Source organism: Stenotrophomonas humi (assembly GCF_001431415.1).
GTDB classification, from domain to species: domain Bacteria; phylum Pseudomonadota; class Gammaproteobacteria; order Xanthomonadales; family Xanthomonadaceae; genus Stenotrophomonas; species Stenotrophomonas humi.
In genome coordinates this window covers 112,902-131,838 of sequence record NZ_LDJI01000019.1, presented here as the reverse complement: position 1 = coordinate 131,838, position 18,937 = coordinate 112,902, and the positions used below count along the sequence as shown (strand labels likewise).

31 protein-coding genes and 1 tRNA gene are annotated in these 18,937 nt (G+C 61.8%); 20 read left to right on the top strand and 12 right to left on the bottom strand.

Translation table 11 applies throughout. The annotated features are described in order from the left end of the window. The first annotated feature begins 45 nt into the window (after window positions 1-45). From ABB26_RS10155 to ABB26_RS10135, 5 genes are all read left to right on the top strand, one after another. Window positions 46-1,041 (top strand): phenylalanine--tRNA ligase subunit alpha, encoded by a 996-nt coding sequence (locus ABB26_RS10155; protein ID WP_057633720.1) that lies wholly within the window; start codon window positions 46-48, stop codon window positions 1,039-1,041. Window positions 1,042-1,127: 86 nt separating this feature from the next. Continuing rightward, complete coding sequence (gene pheT, locus ABB26_RS10150) at window positions 1,128-3,509, top strand: phenylalanine--tRNA ligase subunit beta (protein WP_057633718.1); 2,382 nt, start codon at window positions 1,128-1,130, stop codon at window positions 3,507-3,509. Window positions 3,510-3,530: 21 nt separating this feature from the next. Next, window positions 3,531-3,830, top strand: coding sequence for an integration host factor subunit alpha (locus ABB26_RS10145; protein ID WP_054657702.1), 300 nt, complete (start codon window positions 3,531-3,533; stop codon window positions 3,828-3,830). After that, a complete protein-coding gene (locus ABB26_RS10140) occupies window positions 3,811-4,167 on the top strand; it encodes a MerR family transcriptional regulator (protein ID WP_057633715.1) in 357 nt (118 codons plus the stop codon). The genes ABB26_RS10145 and ABB26_RS10140 overlap by 20 nt, the downstream gene beginning before the upstream one ends. A gap of 61 nt (window positions 4,168-4,228) precedes the next feature. Next, window positions 4,229-4,305, top strand: a tRNA-Pro gene (locus ABB26_RS10135). 83 nt (window positions 4,306-4,388) lie between these two features. On the opposite strand, the gene ABB26_RS10130 is transcribed toward ABB26_RS10135, so the two are convergent. From ABB26_RS10130 to ABB26_RS10120, 3 genes are read right to left on the bottom strand one after another with little or no spacing between them, the layout of a single operon-like run. Beyond that, window positions 4,389-5,483 carry a tyrosine-type recombinase/integrase gene (locus tag ABB26_RS10130; RefSeq protein WP_245626191.1) on the bottom strand — a complete coding sequence of 365 codons (1,095 nt, stop codon included), beginning with the start codon at window positions 5,481-5,483 and terminating at the stop codon, window positions 4,389-4,391. A gap of 9 nt (window positions 5,484-5,492) precedes the next feature. Further along, window positions 5,493-5,690 (bottom strand): MerR family transcriptional regulator, encoded by a 198-nt coding sequence (locus ABB26_RS10125; protein WP_057633712.1) that lies wholly within the window; start codon window positions 5,688-5,690, stop codon window positions 5,493-5,495. Then, window positions 5,687-5,947 (bottom strand): hypothetical protein, encoded by a 261-nt coding sequence (locus ABB26_RS10120; protein WP_245626187.1) that lies wholly within the window; start codon window positions 5,945-5,947, stop codon window positions 5,687-5,689. The genes ABB26_RS10125 and ABB26_RS10120 overlap by 4 nt, the downstream gene beginning before the upstream one ends. A 342-nt stretch (window positions 5,948-6,289) precedes the next feature. On the opposite strand from ABB26_RS10120, the gene ABB26_RS10110 reads away from it, so the two are divergent. Then, window positions 6,290-6,571, top strand: a complete 282-nt coding sequence (locus tag ABB26_RS10110; RefSeq protein WP_057633707.1) for a hypothetical protein — start codon at window positions 6,290-6,292, stop codon at window positions 6,569-6,571. A 4-nt stretch (window positions 6,572-6,575) separates the two neighbouring features. Here the strand turns inward: ABB26_RS10110 and ABB26_RS10105 are convergent, their stop codons facing one another. Continuing rightward, window positions 6,576-6,782, bottom strand: coding sequence for a hypothetical protein (locus ABB26_RS10105; RefSeq protein ID WP_057633705.1), 207 nt, complete (start codon window positions 6,780-6,782; stop codon window positions 6,576-6,578). 82 nt (window positions 6,783-6,864) lie between these two features. Between ABB26_RS10105 and ABB26_RS10100 the strand changes: the two genes are divergently transcribed. Further along, complete coding sequence (locus ABB26_RS10100; RefSeq protein WP_057633704.1) at window positions 6,865-7,638, top strand: hypothetical protein; 774 nt, start codon at window positions 6,865-6,867, stop codon at window positions 7,636-7,638. Between the two features lie 113 nt (window positions 7,639-7,751). Here the strand turns inward: ABB26_RS10100 and ABB26_RS10095 are convergent, their stop codons facing one another. The 5 genes from ABB26_RS10095 to ABB26_RS10080 form a co-directional block, all read right to left on the bottom strand. Then, the gene (locus tag ABB26_RS10095; RefSeq protein WP_057633702.1) at window positions 7,752-9,488 is read right to left on the bottom strand and encodes a lambda-exonuclease family protein; all 1,737 of its coding nucleotides are present in this window, start codon (window positions 9,486-9,488) and stop codon (window positions 7,752-7,754) included. Then, window positions 9,485-10,339: a recombinase RecT gene (locus ABB26_RS10090; protein WP_161809038.1), complete on the bottom strand. Its 855-nt coding sequence runs from the start codon at window positions 10,337-10,339 to the stop codon at window positions 9,485-9,487. Before ABB26_RS10090 ends, ABB26_RS10095 begins: the two co-directional genes overlap by 4 nt. A 139-nt stretch (window positions 10,340-10,478) precedes the next feature. Further along, entirely contained in the window at window positions 10,479-10,715 is a 237-nt protein-coding gene (locus ABB26_RS10085) for a hypothetical protein (RefSeq protein ID WP_057633700.1), read from the bottom strand. Then, the gene (locus ABB26_RS19180; protein ID WP_161809037.1) at window positions 10,712-10,864 is read right to left on the bottom strand and encodes a hypothetical protein; all 153 of its coding nucleotides are present in this window, start codon (window positions 10,862-10,864) and stop codon (window positions 10,712-10,714) included. Before ABB26_RS19180 ends, ABB26_RS10085 begins: the two co-directional genes overlap by 4 nt. Beyond that, on the bottom strand, window positions 10,861-11,205 hold the full coding sequence (locus ABB26_RS10080) for a hypothetical protein (RefSeq protein WP_057633698.1): 345 nt from the start codon (window positions 11,203-11,205) through the stop codon (window positions 10,861-10,863). The genes ABB26_RS19180 and ABB26_RS10080 overlap by 4 nt, the downstream gene beginning before the upstream one ends. A 278-nt stretch (window positions 11,206-11,483) precedes the next feature. On the opposite strand from ABB26_RS10080, the gene ABB26_RS10075 reads away from it, so the two are divergent. Next, window positions 11,484-11,780: a BrnT family toxin gene (locus ABB26_RS10075; protein WP_057633856.1), complete on the top strand. Its 297-nt coding sequence runs from the start codon at window positions 11,484-11,486 to the stop codon at window positions 11,778-11,780. A gap of 9 nt (window positions 11,781-11,789) precedes the next feature. Beyond that, the gene (locus ABB26_RS10070; protein WP_057633696.1) at window positions 11,790-12,155 is read left to right on the top strand and encodes a CopG family antitoxin; all 366 of its coding nucleotides are present in this window, start codon (window positions 11,790-11,792) and stop codon (window positions 12,153-12,155) included. A gap of 140 nt (window positions 12,156-12,295) precedes the next feature. Here the strand turns inward: ABB26_RS10070 and ABB26_RS10065 are convergent, their stop codons facing one another. Together ABB26_RS10065 and ABB26_RS18995 are read right to left on the bottom strand one after the other, a co-directional pair. Further along, window positions 12,296-12,493, bottom strand: coding sequence for a hypothetical protein (locus ABB26_RS10065; protein ID WP_152982633.1), 198 nt, complete (start codon window positions 12,491-12,493; stop codon window positions 12,296-12,298). Window positions 12,494-12,629: 136 nt separating this feature from the next. After that, window positions 12,630-13,148, bottom strand: a complete 519-nt coding sequence (locus tag ABB26_RS18995) for a helix-turn-helix domain-containing protein (protein ID WP_057633693.1) — start codon at window positions 13,146-13,148, stop codon at window positions 12,630-12,632. A gap of 82 nt (window positions 13,149-13,230) precedes the next feature. Here ABB26_RS18995 and ABB26_RS19705 point away from each other — a divergent pair, with 82 nt between their 5' ends. Both ABB26_RS19705 and ABB26_RS10050 read left to right on the top strand, forming a co-directional pair. After that, entirely contained in the window at window positions 13,231-13,452 is a 222-nt protein-coding gene (locus ABB26_RS19705) for a transcriptional regulator (RefSeq protein ID WP_083490771.1), read from the top strand. Window positions 13,453-13,535: 83 nt separating this feature from the next. Then, window positions 13,536-13,763, top strand: a complete 228-nt coding sequence (locus tag ABB26_RS10050; protein ID WP_057633690.1) for a hypothetical protein — start codon at window positions 13,536-13,538, stop codon at window positions 13,761-13,763. Here the strand turns inward: ABB26_RS10050 and ABB26_RS19175 are convergent. Beyond that, complete coding sequence (locus ABB26_RS19175) at window positions 13,744-13,896, bottom strand: hypothetical protein (RefSeq protein WP_161809036.1); 153 nt, start codon at window positions 13,894-13,896, stop codon at window positions 13,744-13,746. The genes ABB26_RS10050 and ABB26_RS19175 overlap by 20 nt on opposite strands. A 276-nt stretch (window positions 13,897-14,172) precedes the next feature. Here ABB26_RS19175 and ABB26_RS10045 point away from each other — a divergent pair, with 276 nt between their 5' ends. The 9 genes from ABB26_RS10045 to ABB26_RS10005 all read left to right on the top strand — a co-directional run bounded on the left by ABB26_RS10045 (window position 14,173) and on the right by ABB26_RS10005 (window position 18,830). Then, on the top strand, window positions 14,173-14,358 hold the full coding sequence (locus ABB26_RS10045) for a hypothetical protein (protein ID WP_057633687.1): 186 nt from the start codon (window positions 14,173-14,175) through the stop codon (window positions 14,356-14,358). A 239-nt stretch (window positions 14,359-14,597) separates the two neighbouring features. Beyond that, on the top strand, window positions 14,598-14,777 hold the full coding sequence (locus ABB26_RS18990) for a hypothetical protein (protein WP_152982632.1): 180 nt from the start codon (window positions 14,598-14,600) through the stop codon (window positions 14,775-14,777). 13 nt (window positions 14,778-14,790) lie between these two features. Continuing rightward, entirely contained in the window at window positions 14,791-15,546 is a 756-nt protein-coding gene (locus ABB26_RS18675) for a hypothetical protein (protein ID WP_211261954.1), read from the top strand. Next, window positions 15,543-17,024, top strand: coding sequence for a replicative DNA helicase (locus ABB26_RS10030; RefSeq protein ID WP_057633684.1), 1,482 nt, complete (start codon window positions 15,543-15,545; stop codon window positions 17,022-17,024). The genes ABB26_RS18675 and ABB26_RS10030 overlap by 4 nt, the downstream gene beginning before the upstream one ends. Beyond that, window positions 17,024-17,221, top strand: coding sequence for a hypothetical protein (locus ABB26_RS10025; protein ID WP_057633681.1), 198 nt, complete (start codon window positions 17,024-17,026; stop codon window positions 17,219-17,221). Before ABB26_RS10030 ends, ABB26_RS10025 begins: the two co-directional genes overlap by 1 nt. Then, window positions 17,218-17,691: a recombination protein NinB gene (locus tag ABB26_RS10020; protein WP_057633678.1), complete on the top strand. Its 474-nt coding sequence runs from the start codon at window positions 17,218-17,220 to the stop codon at window positions 17,689-17,691. The genes ABB26_RS10025 and ABB26_RS10020 overlap by 4 nt, the downstream gene beginning before the upstream one ends. After that, window positions 17,691-17,999, top strand: a complete 309-nt coding sequence (locus ABB26_RS10015; protein ID WP_057633676.1) for a DUF1364 family protein — start codon at window positions 17,691-17,693, stop codon at window positions 17,997-17,999. Before ABB26_RS10020 ends, ABB26_RS10015 begins: the two co-directional genes overlap by 1 nt. Then, window positions 17,996-18,385 (top strand): RusA family crossover junction endodeoxyribonuclease, encoded by a 390-nt coding sequence (locus tag ABB26_RS10010; RefSeq protein WP_057633674.1) that lies wholly within the window; start codon window positions 17,996-17,998, stop codon window positions 18,383-18,385. Before ABB26_RS10015 ends, ABB26_RS10010 begins: the two co-directional genes overlap by 4 nt. Further along, entirely contained in the window at window positions 18,366-18,830 is a 465-nt protein-coding gene (locus ABB26_RS10005) for a hypothetical protein (RefSeq protein ID WP_152982631.1), read from the top strand. Before ABB26_RS10010 ends, ABB26_RS10005 begins: the two co-directional genes overlap by 20 nt. The last annotated feature ends 107 nt before the right edge of the window (window positions 18,831-18,937 follow it).

Here is an 18,937-nt window from a genome sequence, read left to right as displayed (position 1 = left end):
GGCGCTTACCGCGTAGGCATGCCGGCCAGAGGTTTCGTCGATCCCATGAGTGACATCCAATCCTTGACCGCGCAGGCGCTGGCCGATGTGGCTGCGGCGCAGAGCCCGGAAACGCTGGAAAACCTGCGTGTTTCGCTGTTGGGCAAGAGCGGCAGCATCACGGCCCAGCTCAAGCAGCTTGGCGCATTGCCGGCCGACGAGCGCAAGGCGGCAGGTGAAGCGATCAACCTGGCACGTGACGCGGTATCGACCGCGCTGGGGGAGCGCAAGGTGCTGCTGGAAGACGCGGCATTGGATGCACGGCTGGCTTCTGAAAGCATCGATGTCACGCTGCCGGGCCGCAATGGCGAGCGTGGTGGTCTGCATCCGGTCACGCGTACCCTGGAACGCATCACCGAAATCTTCGGTCGCCTGGGTTATGAGCTGTCGGAAGGTCCGGAAATCGAGGATGACTGGCACAACTTCGAAGCGCTGAACTTCCCGCCGCATCATCCGGCGCGCGCCATGCACGACACGTTCTATTTCGGCGATGGCCGCCTGCTGCGCACGCATACCTCCGGTGTGCAGGTGCGCTACATGGGCGACCACGCGCCGCCGCTGCGCATGATCGCGGCGGGCAAGGTCTATCGCAGCGACAGCGATCAGACCCATTCACCGATGTTCCATCAGGTGGAAGGCCTGTTGGTCGACGAGCATTCCACCTTCGCAGATCTCAAGGGCACGCTGTCCGAGTTCGTGCGTGCATTCTTCGAGCGCGATTTTGAAATGCGTTTCCGCCCGAGTTACTTCCCGTTCGTGGAGCCGGGTGCGGAAGTGGATATCGCCTGGCAGCAACCCGACGGCAGCACCCGCTGGCTGGAAGTGCTCGGTTGCGGCATGGTCCATCCGAATGTGCTGCGCAATGTCGGCATCGATCCGGAACGCTACACCGGCTTTGCATTTGGCCTGGGCGTAGAGCGCTTTGCGATGCTGCGTTATGGCGTCAATGACCTGCGTGCGTTCTTCGAGAACGACGTGCGGTTCCTGCGCCAGTTCGCCTGAGCACCGACGGTAGCGCCGGCTAATGCCCGGCTGCGGTATCTCCACAAAGGCCAGGCGCATGCGCCGGCCCACCAGGATCGAAAACGATGAAATTCTCCGAAAGCTGGCTGCGTAGCCACGTTCCCACCAACGTTTCGCGCGATGAGTTGAGCGCGGTGTTGACCGCCATTGGCCTGGAGGTCGAGGAAGTCACGGCACTGGGTGTTGGTCTGGATCACGTGGTGGTTGCGCGCATTGTCCAGGCCGAGCGCCACCCGGAAGCTGACCGCCTGCAGGTCTGCAAGGTCGATGCGGGGCAGGGCGAGCTGCTGCAGATTGTCTGCGGTGCGCCGAATGCGCGCGTTGGGTTGATCGCGCCGCTGGCGATGGTCGGTGCGCAGATCGGTGAGCTGAAGATCAAGCCGGCCAAGCTGCGTGGTGTGGAGTCCAATGGCATGTTGTGTTCGGCCAAGGAGCTGGGCCTGGACAGCGATGCCTCCGGCCTGCTGGAGCTGCCGGACGATGCCGCCGTTGGCATGTCGTTGGTGGAGTATCTCGGCCTGCCTGATGCCAGCATCGAGATCAAATTGACCCCCAATCGCGCGGATTGCTTCAGCGTGCGCGGCATCGCCTTCGACGTGGCGGCAGCCACCCACAGCGCGGTGCTGCCGTTTGCCGCAGAAGCCGTGACGGCGCAGGGCTCCCGCGAATTGTCGATCCAGCTGGATGCCGGTGCTGAAGCGCCGCGCTATCTCGGTCGCGTGATCGAAGGCGTGAACACGTCCGCGCGTACGCCGCTGTGGATGGCTGAGCGTCTGCGTCGCAGTGGTGTGCGTCCGGTGTCGCTGCTGGTGGATATCACCCAGTACGTGATGTTGGAGCTGGGCCAGCCAATGCACGCATACGATCTGGATACGCTCAAGGGCAGTGTCGCGGTGCGCCGTTCGCGCGCGGGTGAAACACTCAAGCTGCTCGACGGTCGTGACGCTGCGCTGGACGACAGTTTCCTCGTGGTGACCGATGCGGATCGCCCGGTGGGCCTGGCCGGCCTGATGGGTGGCTTTGACACCCGCGTGACCGATGCAACGAAGAACGTATTTCTGGAGGCCGCGCATTTCGCGCCGGCCGCCATCATGGGCCGTGGCCGCAAGCTGGGCCTGCATACCGACGCCGGCCATCGTTTTGAGCGCGGTGTTGATCCGCAGCTGCCGCGTACGGCCATCGAATATGCAACGCGCTTGGTGCTGGACCTGGCAGGCGGCACGCCGGCGCCGGTTACCGAAGCCGTGCGCGAAGCCGACCTGCCGGTGGCTGCTGCCATCACCCTGCGTCGCGCGCGGATCCTGCGCGTGCTGGGCATCCAGATTGAAGACGCCGAAGTTGAGCGCATCCTGCGCGCGCTAGGCATGAAGGTGGAGGCCGTCGCTGATGGCTGGACGGTGACCGGTCCGAGCAGCCGCTTTGATATCGCCATCGAAGAAGATCTGATCGAAGAGCTGGCCCGCATTCACGGCTACGACAAGATCCCGACCACGCTGCCGGGCGGCGCTGCACGCATTGCCATGCCGAGCGAGACGCGTCTGGACGATCTGTCCGTGCGTCGCCAGCTGGTGGCGCGCGACATGCTGGAAACCATCAACTTCGCCTTTGTTGACGCGCAACTGCTTGCGCAGTGGAGTCAGGATGAAGGTCTGGTGCCGCTGGCCAACCCGCTGTCGGCCGAGCTGGCGGTGATGCGCCCGCTGCTGCTGCCGGGGCTGGTCGCAACGCTGGGCCGCAACGTAGCCCGTCAGGCGGGGCGTGTGCGTTTGTTCGAGGTGGGCCGCGTGTTCGCGCAGACTGCAGGCGAGGGCAAGCCGGCACCGCAGGAGACGGTGCGTATCGCTGCCGCCGTATGTGGCGATGCCGCTGCGCTGCAGTGGGGCGATAAGGCGCGCAAGGTGGATTTCCATGATCTGAAGGGCGACCTGGAATCGCTGGCCGCCGCTTCCGGCGCCGCGCTGGAATTCCGTGCCTCGCAGCGCCCGTATGCACATCCGGCCCGTTCCGCTGACATCTGGCGTGATGGCCAGTGCATCGGCTGGATCGGCCAGGTGCATCCGCGTGTCGGCAAGGCGATGGAAATCGACGTGGACGTGCTGGGGTTCGAGCTGGATCTGGAGCCGCTGGCGACACGTGAACTGCCGCGCTCGGCCGAGCTTTCGCGGTTCCCTGCGGTGCGTCGTGACCTGGCGGTTGCCGTAGCTGAATCGGTCAGTTGGGCCGACCTTGCGGCGACCATCCGCCAGGCAGCCGGCGAGCTGTTGCGCGAGGTGGTGCTGTTTGACCGTTACGTCGGACAGGGTGTGGAACCGGGTTTCAAGAGCTTGGCTATGGGCTTGATTCTGCAGGACAAATCGCGCACTCTCACGGATCGCGACATCGAGGCCGTGGTCACCGAGGTGGTGGCTGCCATTGATCGCGGGCACGGCGCAAAGATCCGTGGTTGAGGCGGCACACAGGGAGCTGGCATGGCATTGACAAAGGCGGAGATGGCGGATCGTCTGTTCGACGAAGTCGGTCTGAACAAACGTGAGGCCAAGGAGTTTGTCGACGCATTCTTCGATGTGCTGCGTGACGCATTGGAACAGGGACGTCAGGTGAAGCTGTCCGGCTTTGGCAATTTCGACCTGCGGCGCAAGAACCAGCGCCCGGGCCGCAATCCCAAGACCGGCGAGGAAATTCCGATTTCCGCTCGTACGGTAGTGACCTTCCGTCCGGGCCAGAAGCTCAAGGAAAGGGTAGAGGCATATGCTGGATCCGGGCAGTAACCGCGAACTTCCGCCGATTCCGGCCAAGCGCTACTTCACCATTGGTGAGGTCAGCGAGTTGTGCGACGTCAAGCCGCATGTGCTGCGCTATTGGGAGACCGAGTTTCCCAGCCTGGAACCGGGCAAGCGCCGTGGCAATCGCCGCTACTATCAGCGCCACGATGTGCTGATGGTGCGGCAGATCCGCGGCCTGCTGTACGAGCAGGGTTACACCATCGGCGGCGCGCGCCTGCGACTGGAAGGTGACGGTGCCAAGCAGGAATCGGCATTGAGCAACCAGATCATCAAGCAAGTGCGGATGGAACTGGAAGAAGTGCTTCAATTGCTGCGTCGCTGAACCATTTTTGATTCAAAGCCGGTATAATCGCCGGCTCGCCGCAAGGTGAAGCAGTAACGATCGGGGCGTAGCGCAGCCTGGTAGCGCATCTGCCTGGGGGGCAGAGGGTCGTCGGTTCAAATCCGGCCGTCCCGACCAACTACTGTTTTTAGATCAAGGGCTTGCACTTCATCGTGCGGGCCCTTTTTCGTTGTGCACCCTATTCTCACCCTAATTGCACCCTATCGAGGCAACGCGATTCCGGTGTTAACCGGTTGCCATGGCGCTTCATGGCCCCCCAAATAATGCTCCGTCATGGCCACATTGCTGTGGCCCATGAGTGCTTGGATCTGCTCGTTCGTCCAGCCGCCTTCTTTCAACAGTGCGCCGCCTAAGCTGCGGATCTCGTGGAAGGTCGGCGGGTTGTCGGCGTCGATGCCGGCGGCATCGCGCGCTGTGGCGAACGCTCGGGACAGTTGCTCCGGCAGCACTTGGGTGTGGTGCTCTCGGTCCTTTGCCCGCATGTTGCTGGGGCGCGCCTTCTCCGGCAGTCGGTGAATCAGGAACGGGGAGGCTACCGAGTCCCGGCACTGGGCGAGTAGCTCAGCCAGCGGCCCGGCCACGGCAATTTTCAGGCGAATGTTTGTGGAGCCCTCCGTCTTGGCGGGGATCACCCATAGCGAGCCATCGTGCACGTCGGAGAACCTGGCGCTGACCACGTCATCGCGGCGGAGCAAGGTCAGCAGCGACAGATCCATGGCGTTGCGCACCCACTGCGGTGCCGCATCCCAGATCTTCCGGAAGTCATCAATGGTCAGACGCTCGCGCTTGCGGGTGTGGGAGAACTTACGGGTGGCTAGGGCAGGGTTGGTGTCGATCCATCCTTCTTCGACGGCGCAGGCCAGAATCCAGCCGAGCACCAGCCGGAACTGCTGGCGTGCGCGCTCCGACTCGGTCACCTCGCGAATGAAAGTGGCGCATGCTTTCACTGTCACTTCGGCAACCGGCGTTGCGCCCAGGCCGGCCTCGATGCGCCTGATTACGCTCTCGTACACCTCGGCCGTCTTTGGTGCCCACTTGCGACCGGGGATGTCATCCGCGCGAAACACCTTGATGGCGTCAGCCACAGTCTCGCCCGGCGTCAGTACTCGGCCGACCAGGTCATTGCCCGGTATCAACAGCGCGTTGAGCTTCTTGGCTGCAGCAAAGGCCTTGGCCTTGTCCTTGCCCATGAAGTGCTCTTTGCGGGTGATTGGATGCCGGTATTTGTACCCATCTCGATTGGGGTACAGATTGGCAGGCCAGTCGCGGCGGCTTGGTTTGCGGGCACGTCCCATCATGGCAAGTTACGCCGCCGCCAAGACGCTGGCGACCAAGTCGTCGCCACCGGCCAACCAGGCATGCTCATCGACGTACCACTGGCCGACGACCTTGGTCGCTGGGATTTTCCCATTGCGACACCAGCGTCCCAGCAGCTGAGCATCTGGCCGGCTGTCTTCATCGAAGTACTTCTCGGCCCACTTGTGGACCAGCATGAGCTTCATGCCGTCTCTCCTTCCAGCACCTTCCGGGCGCCGCTGTTGCGATTGAATGGCCGCATGATCTTCTGAGCCTCAGTGAGGTCGCCGCGCGATAGGGCAATCACGGCCAGGCCGCGCGCCTCCCACATGCGCCGGGTCTTGGGACGGGCCTTGTCCAGATTCACGCCGACCTTGCGGGCGAGACTGTGTCCGAGGGCGACGTGGTCGACGCCTCCGCTGGTGCTCATGCGGCACGGCGTTGCTACTGCAGCAACCTTCATACCTCGTTGCTTGACAGCACAATTCCGCTCGATGAATCTCTCGCAATCAGAGATTGATGGACATGGGCGATGTTCAGATACGTCGGCGGTTGGGAGCTTCACGGATGTGTCGAAGCTGATCTGATCGGCAGCATTAGTGTTTTGATCGTCGCCCGACATTTCGCGCGCGCAGCTGTGCGTCCTCATTACTACACTGGGCTCTCCTTCGAGTCCTATAACGAGGCAGCCGGCTTTATCGAAAGGCAAGTGGAGTCCGTTACTGGGGTTGGTGACGACGGTTCCCTTCAGTTCTAAATCATCCATCGCGCCTCCCCTAAAAGAGGGCAGGGGTGGTGGGCTTGCATGCTGCAGTTCAAAGTCGTAAACATGCGTTACATCAGGCGACTCAGGGGAAGGGGAATGGCTCAACATTTCGAGGGTCCGTGCCGCCTGATTGCCATTCGGAACGGCTCTGGGCCGTACACAGCAACAGGCTATGTCCACCTTGGCTATGAGGCCCGAGTGCTGGCGATGGTTGAGGCTTCTGGGGAATACAGCACTCAGGACGAAGCGCTCGCCGCTGGTATCAGCGCTGCGCGGGCTGCAGCGCGCAGAATGATGGATGCTGCTGAAGGGATTGCCTGAGTATTTATGCATCGCTCGCCTCCTGCGGGCTGTCCGCAACCAGATCAGGCGCAGCGAGTGCAAGAGCGGCGTCCATATCCGAATCCATCAGCGCGGCCATCTCAGGGTCTAGTGCCTGCACGACGCTGTAGAGCGCTGGCAGGTAATCGCTGGAATCGCTGAGGTAGATAGCCGTGACGGCTTCTCGGACAGCGAGTTGCACATCAGACATCCTTCACCCCCTGCGGGCGGGCGGCGAGAGGATTTTTCGCACGCATGGCAGAATGCCGCCCAATCCACAGGGGGATCAGGGAATGAGCATGTTGGATGGCGTGAGCCAGTGTTGGTTGCTTAGCGAGACGTGCGTGGTTTGGTGGGACGCTTGGGCGGTGCTTGTTGGCGCGTTCGTTGGTATCGCTACCGTGGTTGTAGCAGCTCGCAGCTGGTTGACCTCGAATCGCGCCGCCGATATTGCTTCCGATACGGCGAAAATCACCTTGTTGTCTGCAGAGATCGCCAAGGACTCGGCAAGGATTGCTGAAGAGGCGAAAATTATTGCTGAGCGACAGCACGAAGAGACGATCAACCAGCGACGGATGACGGCCCAAATTCTTGGCAGCCTGCTCCATTCGGAAATCGCAATGCTCCCTGTAAGGCTTGGGTCGATCATCGAGACTTTGGACGAAGCAACTATTGCGCCCGATGGAACCGTTATTGGGCGAGAAGAGCTCAACTGGATTTTTGCAGAGCTTTCGCACCCCTGCTTGCCAGCCGCCGAGAGCGCTCTGGATCGCCTTCATTGTCTCGAGCAAGGACTCGGCGAACAGGTCGCCCAACTGATTGGTTTGTGGAAGACCATTGGAGTTGCCGCCAAGAGAGCAGCTGGACGCGTTCCCAAAGCTGATTCCGCGACAGAAGTGGTGATTCCTAAGAACGCAAACGGCTTCAATGACTACATGCTCCTTCGAACTTCCCTGCTCAGCTTGCTGGCTCACAGCATTGCGGCGGCTAGGAACTTCGCCAAGTTCACCGGCTCCCACCTGAGTACGTATGATCACGAAGAGTCGTTGATAAAGAGGGCGCGCTGAGCAGTTGCTCATGCTGCTTCCTCCAATGCGGCGCACCGTCGCTGCAGTCCGGTTCCGGTGGTGCTGGGGCAGCACGTAGCTGCTGTGTGCGGTGGGCATGCTGGTGGCCATGGTCAGGCCGCCAGGGGGTAGTTGTGTTCGGCGTCGACGATCAGCGAACGCATGGCTTCATAGATGCCCGGCAGCTGGCCAACGTCGTAGAGCTTCGCGCTGCGTTCCAGTGCCACCGGCTTGAATCCGAGCAATTCCAGGCCATCGGCGGTGATGGACAACGGACTGATCGCCGCGTTGATCTCGCCGAGCTTGATGCGCTTGCCGGTGCTGGTAGTGGGCGGTGCCGAAGCGACCGCTGCAGGGCGAGAAACCAGCAAGGACTCAACGGCCTGCTGGTGCTGGACGGTGGTGCTGGGAACTGAAGCTGCAGCAACTCGCTCGGCGTCTTCCTGCTTCTGCTTCGCTAGCGCTTCGTCTGCCAGCTGCTTGCGCGCCTTGGCCGCCTCTTCCTCGCGGATCTTCTCGCATGCGGCGTCCAGCTTTTCCTGTTCCGCCTGCTTGTGTGCCGCGATTCGAGTGGCCACCAGGTTGCGCAGGTCGTCCGGCGCCTTGGTGGCGCAGAGCTGCACGCGGTCGGCGAACAGCGTGGAGTACTCGGCCTGCTCGACAATGATCGCAATGTTGGCGCGGATGCGGTCTGCGGCCTGGCTGGCGTCGATCTTGGCATTGGTGGCCACCGTGTCGACGGCCTCCTGCATGCTGGCGAACGAACGCTTTCCCTTCATTGCTGCGGCGATGTCCGCGACCAGCGTCGACGGCATCTGCAGGCCATGCTCACCCAGCGTGTCGTTGATGGCACGTACATGGTCCTGCACCGCGCGGCGGGCTGCATTGCCAATCTCGGTGCGACGCTCCTCCTTCCGCTTCGTGACCAGCTTGTCCAGCGCAAGCCGAGTGGAGCGGGCCTGCTCGCTGATAGCGTCGATGGTGCGGAACAGCGCATCGATGCTCTCGGTTTGGCTCAGGGCATGTTGCTTGGCGCCCTTGAGTTGGTCCTCGATATCACCGCACCACTTCACGGTCTTCTCCGCGTCAGCGAAGTCCTGATCGGTGACCAGATCCTTGCTGATGTTCTGGAACACCGCGATGGCCTGCTCTTTCCATTCGGCAAGGTTCGACGCAGTGACCATGCCGGTGACCTCGATGCGCAAGGCAGGCATCTGGTCTGGAGCGCTGCCGGTGGCGACCAGTGCTGCAGGTGCCTCCGGCTCGTAGGCAGCCACGTCTACCTCGTACTGCTTCCAGCCGGCCACGATCTTGGCGCGCAGCTCGGCGTTGCTGACGTACCAGCAGTGGCGTTCCTCGACCAGCTCTTCGCCGTTCCACTTCGACGCCATGAACAGCACACGCTCGGCGCCAGAAACCAGCAGCTGCTGCTCCATCTGCACCTGGTAGTGCAAGGGCAGATCGCCGCCGAACTCCAGTTCGTCGCGCATTGCTTGGCGCAATTGGTCGTTGAGGCTCTTGTGCTCGAACGCCGTCTCGCCATCCATGGTCAGGCCGTCGAAGCTGGCCGACAGCTTGCCGTTCGTGCCGGTGACCGGGAACAGCTCTTCGCCGATGATCTGCTCGGCCAGCGGCCGGGCCAGATCCTCGAAGCGGTGGCCGTCGTCAAAGCGGCGCTGCGTGGCTGCATCCACTTCCTGGGCAACGCCGGTGGCCACTTCGCGCAGCAGCTGCGCGCGGGTCTTGTACGGGCTGCAGCCCATCATGGCCGGTGCGTCGCTGGCGTTGTGGTGCTGGGCGCGGTGGGCGTGCCAATCCGGGGTGCCCTGGATCAGGTTGATGATCTTCATGCGCGGTCTCCTTCGGCGTCCCAGTCAATGGGATCGGTTTTGGTGGTGGCTTCGGTGTTGGCAGCCGGTGCCGGCGGCACTTCCTCGGCCACGTCGACGGCTTCGCAGTTGCGCAACTGCTGGCGCTGCTCGTCGGTCATGCGGGCTTTCGCCCTCGCTTCGACCATCGCGATCAGGTCGTCGGCGCTCTTGCGACCGGACTCGATCACCGCCTTCCAGTCCGGCAGGTTCTTGGCGAACTCTTCGGCCGAGTAGATCGCCGGCTCGGTGGAGACGACAGTAGCCGTCGTGCGGTGTGGCTCCGATGCCGGGATGTCCATCACTTCTTCGGCGATGGGCATGCCGCGCAGGACGTCCGGGAAGACGTCGCGCAGGGCGAAGGCACGGGCCCGCATCTGCCGCATGCGCTTCGGGTACTGGGTCCACGGACCCTGCTTGCCGGCCAAGCCTGCAGCCTTCGCATCGTCCATGCTGAAGGTGCGGATCTCCTCTGCCTCGCCGCGGCGCTTCACCTTGCAGATCGCGGCATTGCCGTCGTCCGATTCAGTGATGTACTCGCACAGCGGCGAGCTGCGCACCAGGGCGATCACCGCGTCGCCCCAAAGCGCTGCGCGCCCGTTGATCACTGCGATGTTCTGCACGGCTTGCAGCGGCTTCAGGCCAAGCTCGGAACCCCACTGGATGGCGATCAGGCAGTTGGCCGGCTTGCCCTTGAAGTCCTTGGGGGCCAAGTCGCTGTCGGCGAGGTAGTCGCAGAAGGTCAGCGCCTGCTCGAACGTCTGCGGGCTAAGGTCAAATTGCTGGCGCGGCTGGGGTACAAGCGCGCTCTGCTGCTGTGCAGGGAGATTCATGTGGTTGGCTCCAGCCGGCGCTGCCGGCGTTTGGGGAATAGGTGCCGGCGTTGCCCGGCCGGCGCGGGTGCGGTTTCTGGTGGGGAGGCCAGTTGCCGCGATACGCCCTGCGCTTGGGGAGGTGCGCAGGGCAGGGGAATCAGCGAACGTCGTGTTTGCGTTGCGGAGGGAATTCGCCACGCGGTCGAATGAAGGCGATGCGGTTGCGGCGCAGGCGGCGGTAGAGGAACCGGCAGCGGCGGACAGTCAGAACTAGGAAGACGATCACCGCCGCAGCGATTGGCAGCACCAGCGAATCGGCGCGCACCATCCAAGCTTTGCGGAGCATGTCGGCGAAGAAGGTCAGCAGCGCCGCGTAGATCAGGAGGCGGATCACAAGGCACCCCCAGTGATCTGCAACAGACGCAGCGGTACGAACAGAACAACCGCAGCGGCGATAAACACCCAGCCGGCGAACAGCAGCAGGTCGTACTCGGCGGACTGGCAGAAGAAGCGAAGCCATGCGTTGAGGCGGCGGGCGCTCATGCCGCGCACTCCCGCAGCAGGTGGTTGATCGCGCCGTTGATCGACAGCTCTTCGTACTCAGCAACGTCCTCGACCTGTCCGTTGACGTAGGAGTCGCGGGTCGAGCGAATCAGCGCGGCGAACTCTGCGTCCTTGTGCGAATCAAGAAGGCGAGCGGCCTGTGCGAAGAACTCCGCCATCTGCGCGCCGAACATCTCCTCCAGCATCGACGGCGTGGCGCGGAGTGCGTCGAGTGCGGTGTCGTCAATCGCAGCCCTGGCCGCGTAACGAGGACATTCCTGGTTGTCGAAGTGGCGAGCTGCACTGGCGTGCTGGTCGCTGGTCGGCTGCTGAAGTGCCATCTCTGCATCCCTCGGCCTCAGGGTGAGGCGATGGGTGAAGAATAGCGACGCTATCTATCAATTGCAACAGCACAGCTATCTACGGGCACATACTTTCTGAATCCATAACACGACGTTCATTGTTTAGATTCAGGTTTCGCTCGACAGTGAATCTTCACTTTCGTTGGTGTATATACGTTGCATAGGCTTGTGCACCAATGGTTTCGTGGCGAACTTTGATCGTTGTATATACGCGTAACAGTCGTTAGACTATGTGGCTTGGCAGGGAGGGCCGACAGATGGCGCAGATCATCATTTCAAAAGAGATAAGTAGGAAGCTTTCATCCAAGCACGGTGTCAGCGAGGTTGATGTGCATCAATGCTTCGCAAACATTACCGGACAACTGCTGGTTGATTTGCGCGAGGAGCACAAGACTGATCCTCGTACCATCTGGTTCATTGCGCCCACAAATAAGGGGCGTCTTCTCAAGGTGTGTTACGTCCCAAGAGGCGACTTTTACATACGAACTTGCTACCCGCCGAATGATGCCGAGATGGCGATCTATCGGAAGCACGGGAAACCCACAGACTTTTGAGGAAGCAACATGACGACGCACATGATTGATCAGTCAATCACCGCCAAATGGGAAGATGGCGAGTATGGGCGTAGCGAGGACCATGTGGCCGTGGCGCCGCAGAGTGTCCATGAAGAATTCGATAAGGCGATGGCGATGAAGTTGGTATCTATCCGGCTTCCATCGGCTTTGATTGAAAGCTTGAAGATGATCGCTGAGCACCATGGAATCGCCTACCAGCCCATGATTCGGGATCTCCTTACCCGTTTCGCTCGGTCTGAATTTAGTCAGATCGTTTATGAAATGGATGAAAAGATGAAGGCAACCCAGAGCGCTGAAGAGGTTAGTGCGCCTGTTGAGGCCTTCATGCAAAGAGCCAGGGCCGCATGCGGCTGATTGGTAACCCACAGAACGAACCCCGCTCCGGCGGGGTTTTTTGTTGGCGTGTCCCAAATTGGGACACTACTATCCAAGCCAATGTAGTTGCTTGGAAAAGCTAGCTAACAAGAAGCCCCTACTAGCGGGGCAGGGAAGGGCTACGTCGTTGGCATCGCGTCATGCATGCACGCGCCCATCTCGGCAGCATCAACGTAGCCGTGCATCCTGTCTAGAAGGTCATCGAGCTGCGGCGTCGTCAGGTCGGACAGGTAGGGCACGCCCTTGGTCATGAGGAAGTGCGTAACGGCGATCTGCCAGCCATGCGTGTTAGCGATGACCATGATCTTGTGCATCATCAGCGCCCGCTCTGACACGTCCACAGCCTGGAATGATGTCCAGTCCGGCAGTCGCGAGGGAGGCTCCTCTGCTGGCTCCTCGGCAGGGTCTTTTACAAGCGCAAGAGGTGGCGCGGAACCACGCTCTGCGTGCAACTCAGCGCTTCTTGCCGCCAGCCTTCTTGCCAATTCCTCGAACCTGGTCTTCCCCATCAATCGCTCTCCTCACCCTCTCTTTCAGAATCTTGGTGAGGTCAATGACGTTGGTGGGCGTAACGGGATGCCCATAGTCGATCACGACCTCATAGGCCGCCTCCAGCATGATCGGATCCTCTACGAAGTTCGGTGGATCACCAACTTCCTGTAAGTAATTCCGCAGCACGGTGACGGTAGCCGCCATGATCCCGAAGTCGAGTCGCTGGGGCTGAGACGCGCTGAAGTGATCTTGCATGCGACGGTAGTCAGCACTGATCTGACTTGGTTGTAGCCCTAGAAGTGGGGCAAGCGTTGCCGCCTTATCCCATGGAACCGGCCGGTGCCCGCTAGCGAACTGGGAAATAAAGCCCGGAGTCACGTCCAGCTTTTCAGCCAGTTGCGCCTGTGTGAAGCCGGACGCAGGAATGGCGTGGGTGAGTGCTGCCCCTTCCGGGGTTTTGGGGTTGGCTGGTCTAGGCATAGAGCGATGCTATTAACGGCTGATCGATGGCGCGATGAGCAAAGCTATTTACACACGTAGATAGCGGTGCTATGTTCTCGACATGGACACGACCCACATCCGAAAAGCAGTTGATCTGGCTGGAACGCAGTCCGCACTCGCCAAAAGCATCGGGGCTGCCCCCAGTTTCGTAAGCCAATGGGTGACCGGCCGAAGGCCCGTAGCGCCGAAATATGCGCGCGCTATCGAACAGAGCTTCGGCGTCTCCCGCCACGACCTCCGCCCGGACGTCTTCGGCCCGGCCCCTGAAGGCGAGGCGGTCTGACATGTCAGCACGCCTCCCGCAGCCGTCGAACCACTGCACGCCCAGCACCCATCGACGCGGAAACAACAAAGAGGATTCCTCGCATGTCTCCTGACGAAATCGAATTCCGGTTCGCCGAACTGGAGCGTCGTGTTGCTTCGCTCACAAGCCAGCGTATGCAGGTTGAAATGCCGGCGCTCGACCCCCTGACCATCATGGCGATGGCCAGGGAGCGGGTGGTCGCCCACGGCGGTGGCTTTCTCGAAACCGTGCGCGACCTGATTGAAGCGTACGAGGAACTGCGTATCGCCCTTAGCCGACCGGGCGCATGACGGCCGCATATATGACCTTGAACGCCTCGGCCGCGCGTGCAGCGTCTTCTTTGATGTTGCCGGTGGAAGGCGTCTTGTCGATCAAGGCAACCAGGATTTCCGCAGAGATCTCGCCCGTCGTTTTGTTGCTCATAGATTTCCCCTCGTTGGTGGGTAGTGGTGTGGAAATCGCATCCTACCGCGAGGGGGGATCCCCCAATTACCCGAGCCACTCAGCGACCTCCTGGGAACTGCACAACAACGCCGGGCAGGGTGGGGCGCTCCCGCTTCGGGCGCTGCACGAATCTCACGCGCGTCCGCCCATTCCGCCGACTCATCGCATAGAGCCGGCCGGATACCACCACCAGCGTAATCACGTTGGTCGAACCACTCGCAACACCCATCACTGACACCTCAACGGATTGACCCCATGTACGCCGATCCCATCCACATCAGAGACAACGCAATCAAGGTGCGGCTCAACGACGTTGAGTACGCGGCCCTGATTGCACTGGCAAACCTCAATGGAATGCAGCCGGCAGTTTTCGTTCGCGAGCTGGCGCTTTCAGCCATCCCGTCTCAGGACAAAGGGTTCCATGAAGACTGCGTCGCCTGAAGGGGCTTTTGAGTCCCTGGGGAGGGCCTATGGAACTACTTCTGTCCGGCCCTGAGCTGGAGCAGTTCAAGAAGTACGCCGAGTCCCTTGGGATGACGCTGGAAGAAGCAGTAACCCATGCGGTGCGCACGGAAACGAACCGTCGCTACCGCCTCCCGGTTCGCCCGGGTCGAGTGGTCCCTTTTAAGGGACTCAAAAGTGACGGAGCAGGTGAACCCCATGGCTAACAGGAGCGCAACGTGACCGCAATCCGCGACCAGATCGGCATGTGCGACGTGTGCCTGGAGGCGCTGCACGGCCCTGCAATGAGCTCCGAAGAAGTCCGTGAGCATCTCGCGCGCTGCGCTGAAGAAGATGCCCGTGCGGAGCGCAGGCGCGAGCCTACGCCGCAGCTTGAGCTGGGTGACAGTCGTGGCTAATGCCTGGTTCCGCATGTACTCCGAGTTCGCCACCGACCCAAAGGTACAGATGCTGCCGGAGGCTATGCAGCGCCGATTGGTGATGCTGTTCTGTATGCGCTGCGGTGACGTCACAGTGACGCTCGGTGACGCTGAGATCGCGTTCCATTTGCGTATCAGTGACACCGACTTGGCCGAAACAAAGGCCCTTTTTATCGCCAAGGGATTCATCGATTCCAAGTGGAACATTAAGAACTGGGAGAAGCGCCAGTTCTCGTCGGACTCAAGCGCCGCAAGGACTCGCGCCTATCGTGACAGGAAGCGCGACAAGGTTGTGACGTCACAGGTGACGAATAGTGGCGCCCTAGATACAGATACAGATACAGATACAGAGAAAGAAGAAGAGGCTAACGCCTCTTTGTCCACGGCTGCGCCGCAGGACGACGAATCGTCAGTCGATGGCGACAGCGGTGACCAGCAGCCAGCTCGTCCGGCATGCCCGCATCAGCGCATCGTCGCGCTGTACCACGAAGTCCTGCCCGAGTTGCGGCAGGTACGCGACTGGAACGAAACGCGCCGGAAGCTGCTGCAGCGCCGCTGGGCCGAAGAGTTCGGCCGGCAGAACCTGGATTGGTGGCGGGGGTATTTCGAATACATCCGTGGCTCGGATTTCCTGATGGGCAAGACGACCGGCCGTGATGGTCGGCCCTTCGATTGCGATCTGGAATGGCTTGTTCGCCCGTCGAACTTCGCCAAGGTCATCGAAGGCAAGTACGAGAACGACGCATGAATTCCAGCGATCAGATTGAGCACCTTGCGGCGCTCTACAACCACGACGAGCCCGCCGTCCGTGTGCCACCGCACAGCGTTGACGCCGAACAGGCAGTGTTGGGTGGGTTGATGCTGGCGCCCGAGGCCTGGCCGCTGGTGGCCGACTCGCTGACCGAGGGTGACTTTTACCGCCGCGATCACGCACTGATCTTCCGTAGCATCCGGGAGGCGGCAGATGCCGGCCAGCCGTTCGACGCAGTGACGATGGGCGATTGGTTCGAGGCGCGCGGGCTGCTGGACCAGGTCGGTGATGGCGCGTACCTGATCGAACTGGCCAGCACCACGCCGTCGGCCGCCAACATCGTGGCGCATGCCGGGATCGTGAGCAGCATGGCCACGCGCCGCCGGCTGATTGAGTTCGGGCATGGCCTGGCTGATGCCGCGTTCGAGCGCGATGGCCGCGACGTGTCGGAGATCATCACCGAGGCGGGACAGCAGTTCGGGGAGTTGCAGCCGGCGCAAAAGGGTGGGCTGTTGCTGGCAGCCGATAGCCTCAAGGGCTGGTTCACGCGGTTCAACGAGCGCAGTGAACGCGGCGAGCGGATCACCGGGCTGCCGACGCAGTGGCAGGAATTCAACGAGGCCACGCACGGCCTGCAACCCTCAACGCTGTATCTGGTCGCGGCGCGGCCAAGCATGGGCAAGTCCGTGTTCGGACTGAACCTGTCTGCCTTCAACGCCCTGCGAGGCAAGACGGTTGGCCTGTTTTCACTTGAAATGAGCCAGGACGACTGCCACACGCGCAACGTGGCCTCGCTGGGCGGCGTGCCGCATGACTGGCTGCAGGTTCCCGACATGGGGGCTGAGGATGCTGACGGCTACGCGACTCGCATGCACGCCGCGCTGCGTGAGTTGAAGGGTGCGCGCCTCTTCATAGACGACACCGCTGGCATCACCGTGCGTCAGTTCGAGGCCCGCGCCCGCCGGCTGCATTACCGCAATCCGCTGGACTTGCTGGTGGTCGATCACATTCACGACTTCAAGATCAACGCGAAGGAGGCCCGCTTCGAGTACGGCGCCATCGTCCAGGCCGGAAAGACCCTGGCCAAGGAATGGGGCATCCCGGTGGTGATGCTCGCCCAGCTCAACCGCAACGTCGCCGGGCGTACTGAGCGCCGACCAACGCTGACGGACCTCCGCGAGTCGGGTGAGCTGGAACAGAAGGCCGACGTGATCGTGTTCCTGCATCGCGAGGACTACTACGACACACCCGAGCGGCAATCGCACCTGCAGGGCGTAGTGGAAATGCACATCGCCAAAGGCCGCAACGTTCGCGCAGGCAAGCGGATCCATTTCCGAAATCGCTTCGATCAGATGCGCATCGATGACTGGGATGGACCTCTTCCCCTGGCACCACAGGCTGATGGCGCACCAAGACCGCGCGGATTCTTCAGTGGTAAACGAAAAGCAGGCGGACCTGCAGTGGAGAACTTCTGATGCGCTGGATTCTCGGCGAGAACAAGCAGCACCTTCGATCCGAATGCGGACGGTTCTACCTTCCGAAGTTCAATGGCATCAACGGCCCGGTCTACGTGCTGGTGGATGGCACGACGCGCATCTGCACCCACTACGGCGAAGGCGCGAAAGAGCGCTGCATGCAACGGGCCGATGAGATTTCTGGAGGTAACCTATGAAGCGATTGTTCCAGATGCGCCACGACAACCCGCAGCGGCTGGTCATCGCCGACCGCGCCATCGCCGAGCTACTGGAGCGAGTGGGGGCGGGGCAGGACACCGAGATCGAGATCCGCGAACCACGCCGGACGCTGGATGCCAATGCGTGCATGTGGGCGACGCTGGGCGACATCGCCAAGCAACTGGACTGGCCGCACACCGACGCGGGCGGGAAGATCGTGATCGGCAAGATGCCGGCTGATAGCTGGAAGGCAGTGCTGACCGCGGCGTTCGAGCAGCAGGTGCGGCAGGCTCAGGGCCTGGACGGCGGCATGGTCATGCTCGGGGCGCGCACGTCGCAGTACAGCCGGCGGAAGATGGGCGAGTTCATCGAGTTCGTGCATGCAGAGGGATCGGAGCGCGGCGTGCAGTGGTCGGCCAAGGCCGAGGAAGAGTTGGCGACGTGGGCGCCCGTGCGGAGAGCTGCGTGATGCACGGCAACTACCGCGACCGCAACCTGCTGGATCTCGCTTACCAGATCGACTGCACTCTTCAGATCGACGGCCTGTGCGAAGGAGGCCCGGGCGAGCCATGCCACAGTAATCAATCGCGCCACGGCAAGGGCGGGGCGCTAAAGGCGCACGACTGCTTCTTTGCCAGCGGCTGTCGCTCCTGCCACCGAGAGCTTGACCAGGGCAAGCGCTTCAGTCGCGAGGAAAGGGCCGATATCTGGCAACGCGCCCACGAGAGAACGATGCTGCAGCTGTGGCAACTCGGACTTATCCGGGTGGCTGCATGAAGGAGCTGATCCTGCCGTGGCCGCACAAAGACCTGTCGCCGAACGCGCGGGTGCATTGGTCGCGGAAGGCCAAGGCGGCGAAGGCTGCGCGGCACCTTGCTGGCGTGGCCGCGATTGCCGCTGGCTGGAAGGGTGCTGCGCTACCCGGTGGCCGCGTACATCTACAGATCGACTTCTACCCGCCGACGCGCATGCGGCCGGACGACGACAACATGCTGGCCCGGTTCAAGCCGGCCCGCGACGGGATTGCCGACGCCCTGGGCATCGACGACAAGCGATTCGTGAGCCATCCCTATGTGCGCGACGAGCCGCGCAAGGGTGGACAGGTGGTGATTAGGATTTCAGCAGGGCCTGGAGGAAATGGCGATGGGAAAGCCGATCAGTGAATCCCGCGCAAACGACCCAACCCCTCGCCGGCAGATAGAGCGCCGGATCAAGCCGGCCTTTCAGCTCTCCAGCTGCACTACTGTGCAGGAGCTGGCCTGCCGGTTGCAGAAGCGCATGCGACAGACGCTATACGCTCGCGGCGCTGGAACGCTAGTGGCCATCAACAGCCTGGACGAGGTCTATCTCCTGATGGCGGGCGAGGCGCGCACGGACAAGTTCTTCGCGGATAACTACGACTGGGTGATGGGTGTCTATGCCGAACAGCACATGGGCGGGAAGAGCGCGTCTGTTCCGGACCTGTGTGAGTTGGAAGACGACATCCGGTTTCATCTTCCTGCCTGGGCGCTGGCTGAGACCGTGAGCCTGCCGTGCGAGGTGGGTAGGGCGCCGCAGCAGATGGAGCTTGAATTCCCTCCGTTGCATGAGTTGGCCATTGCCGCGTAATGGCGGCATGAGCGACCGCCAGACGCCCACTACCAACGAATCGATCACAGGAGCGCCGGCCGAGGCGCAATGGGTACCGGCACGACCAGCGGGCAGGTGTCGACAAC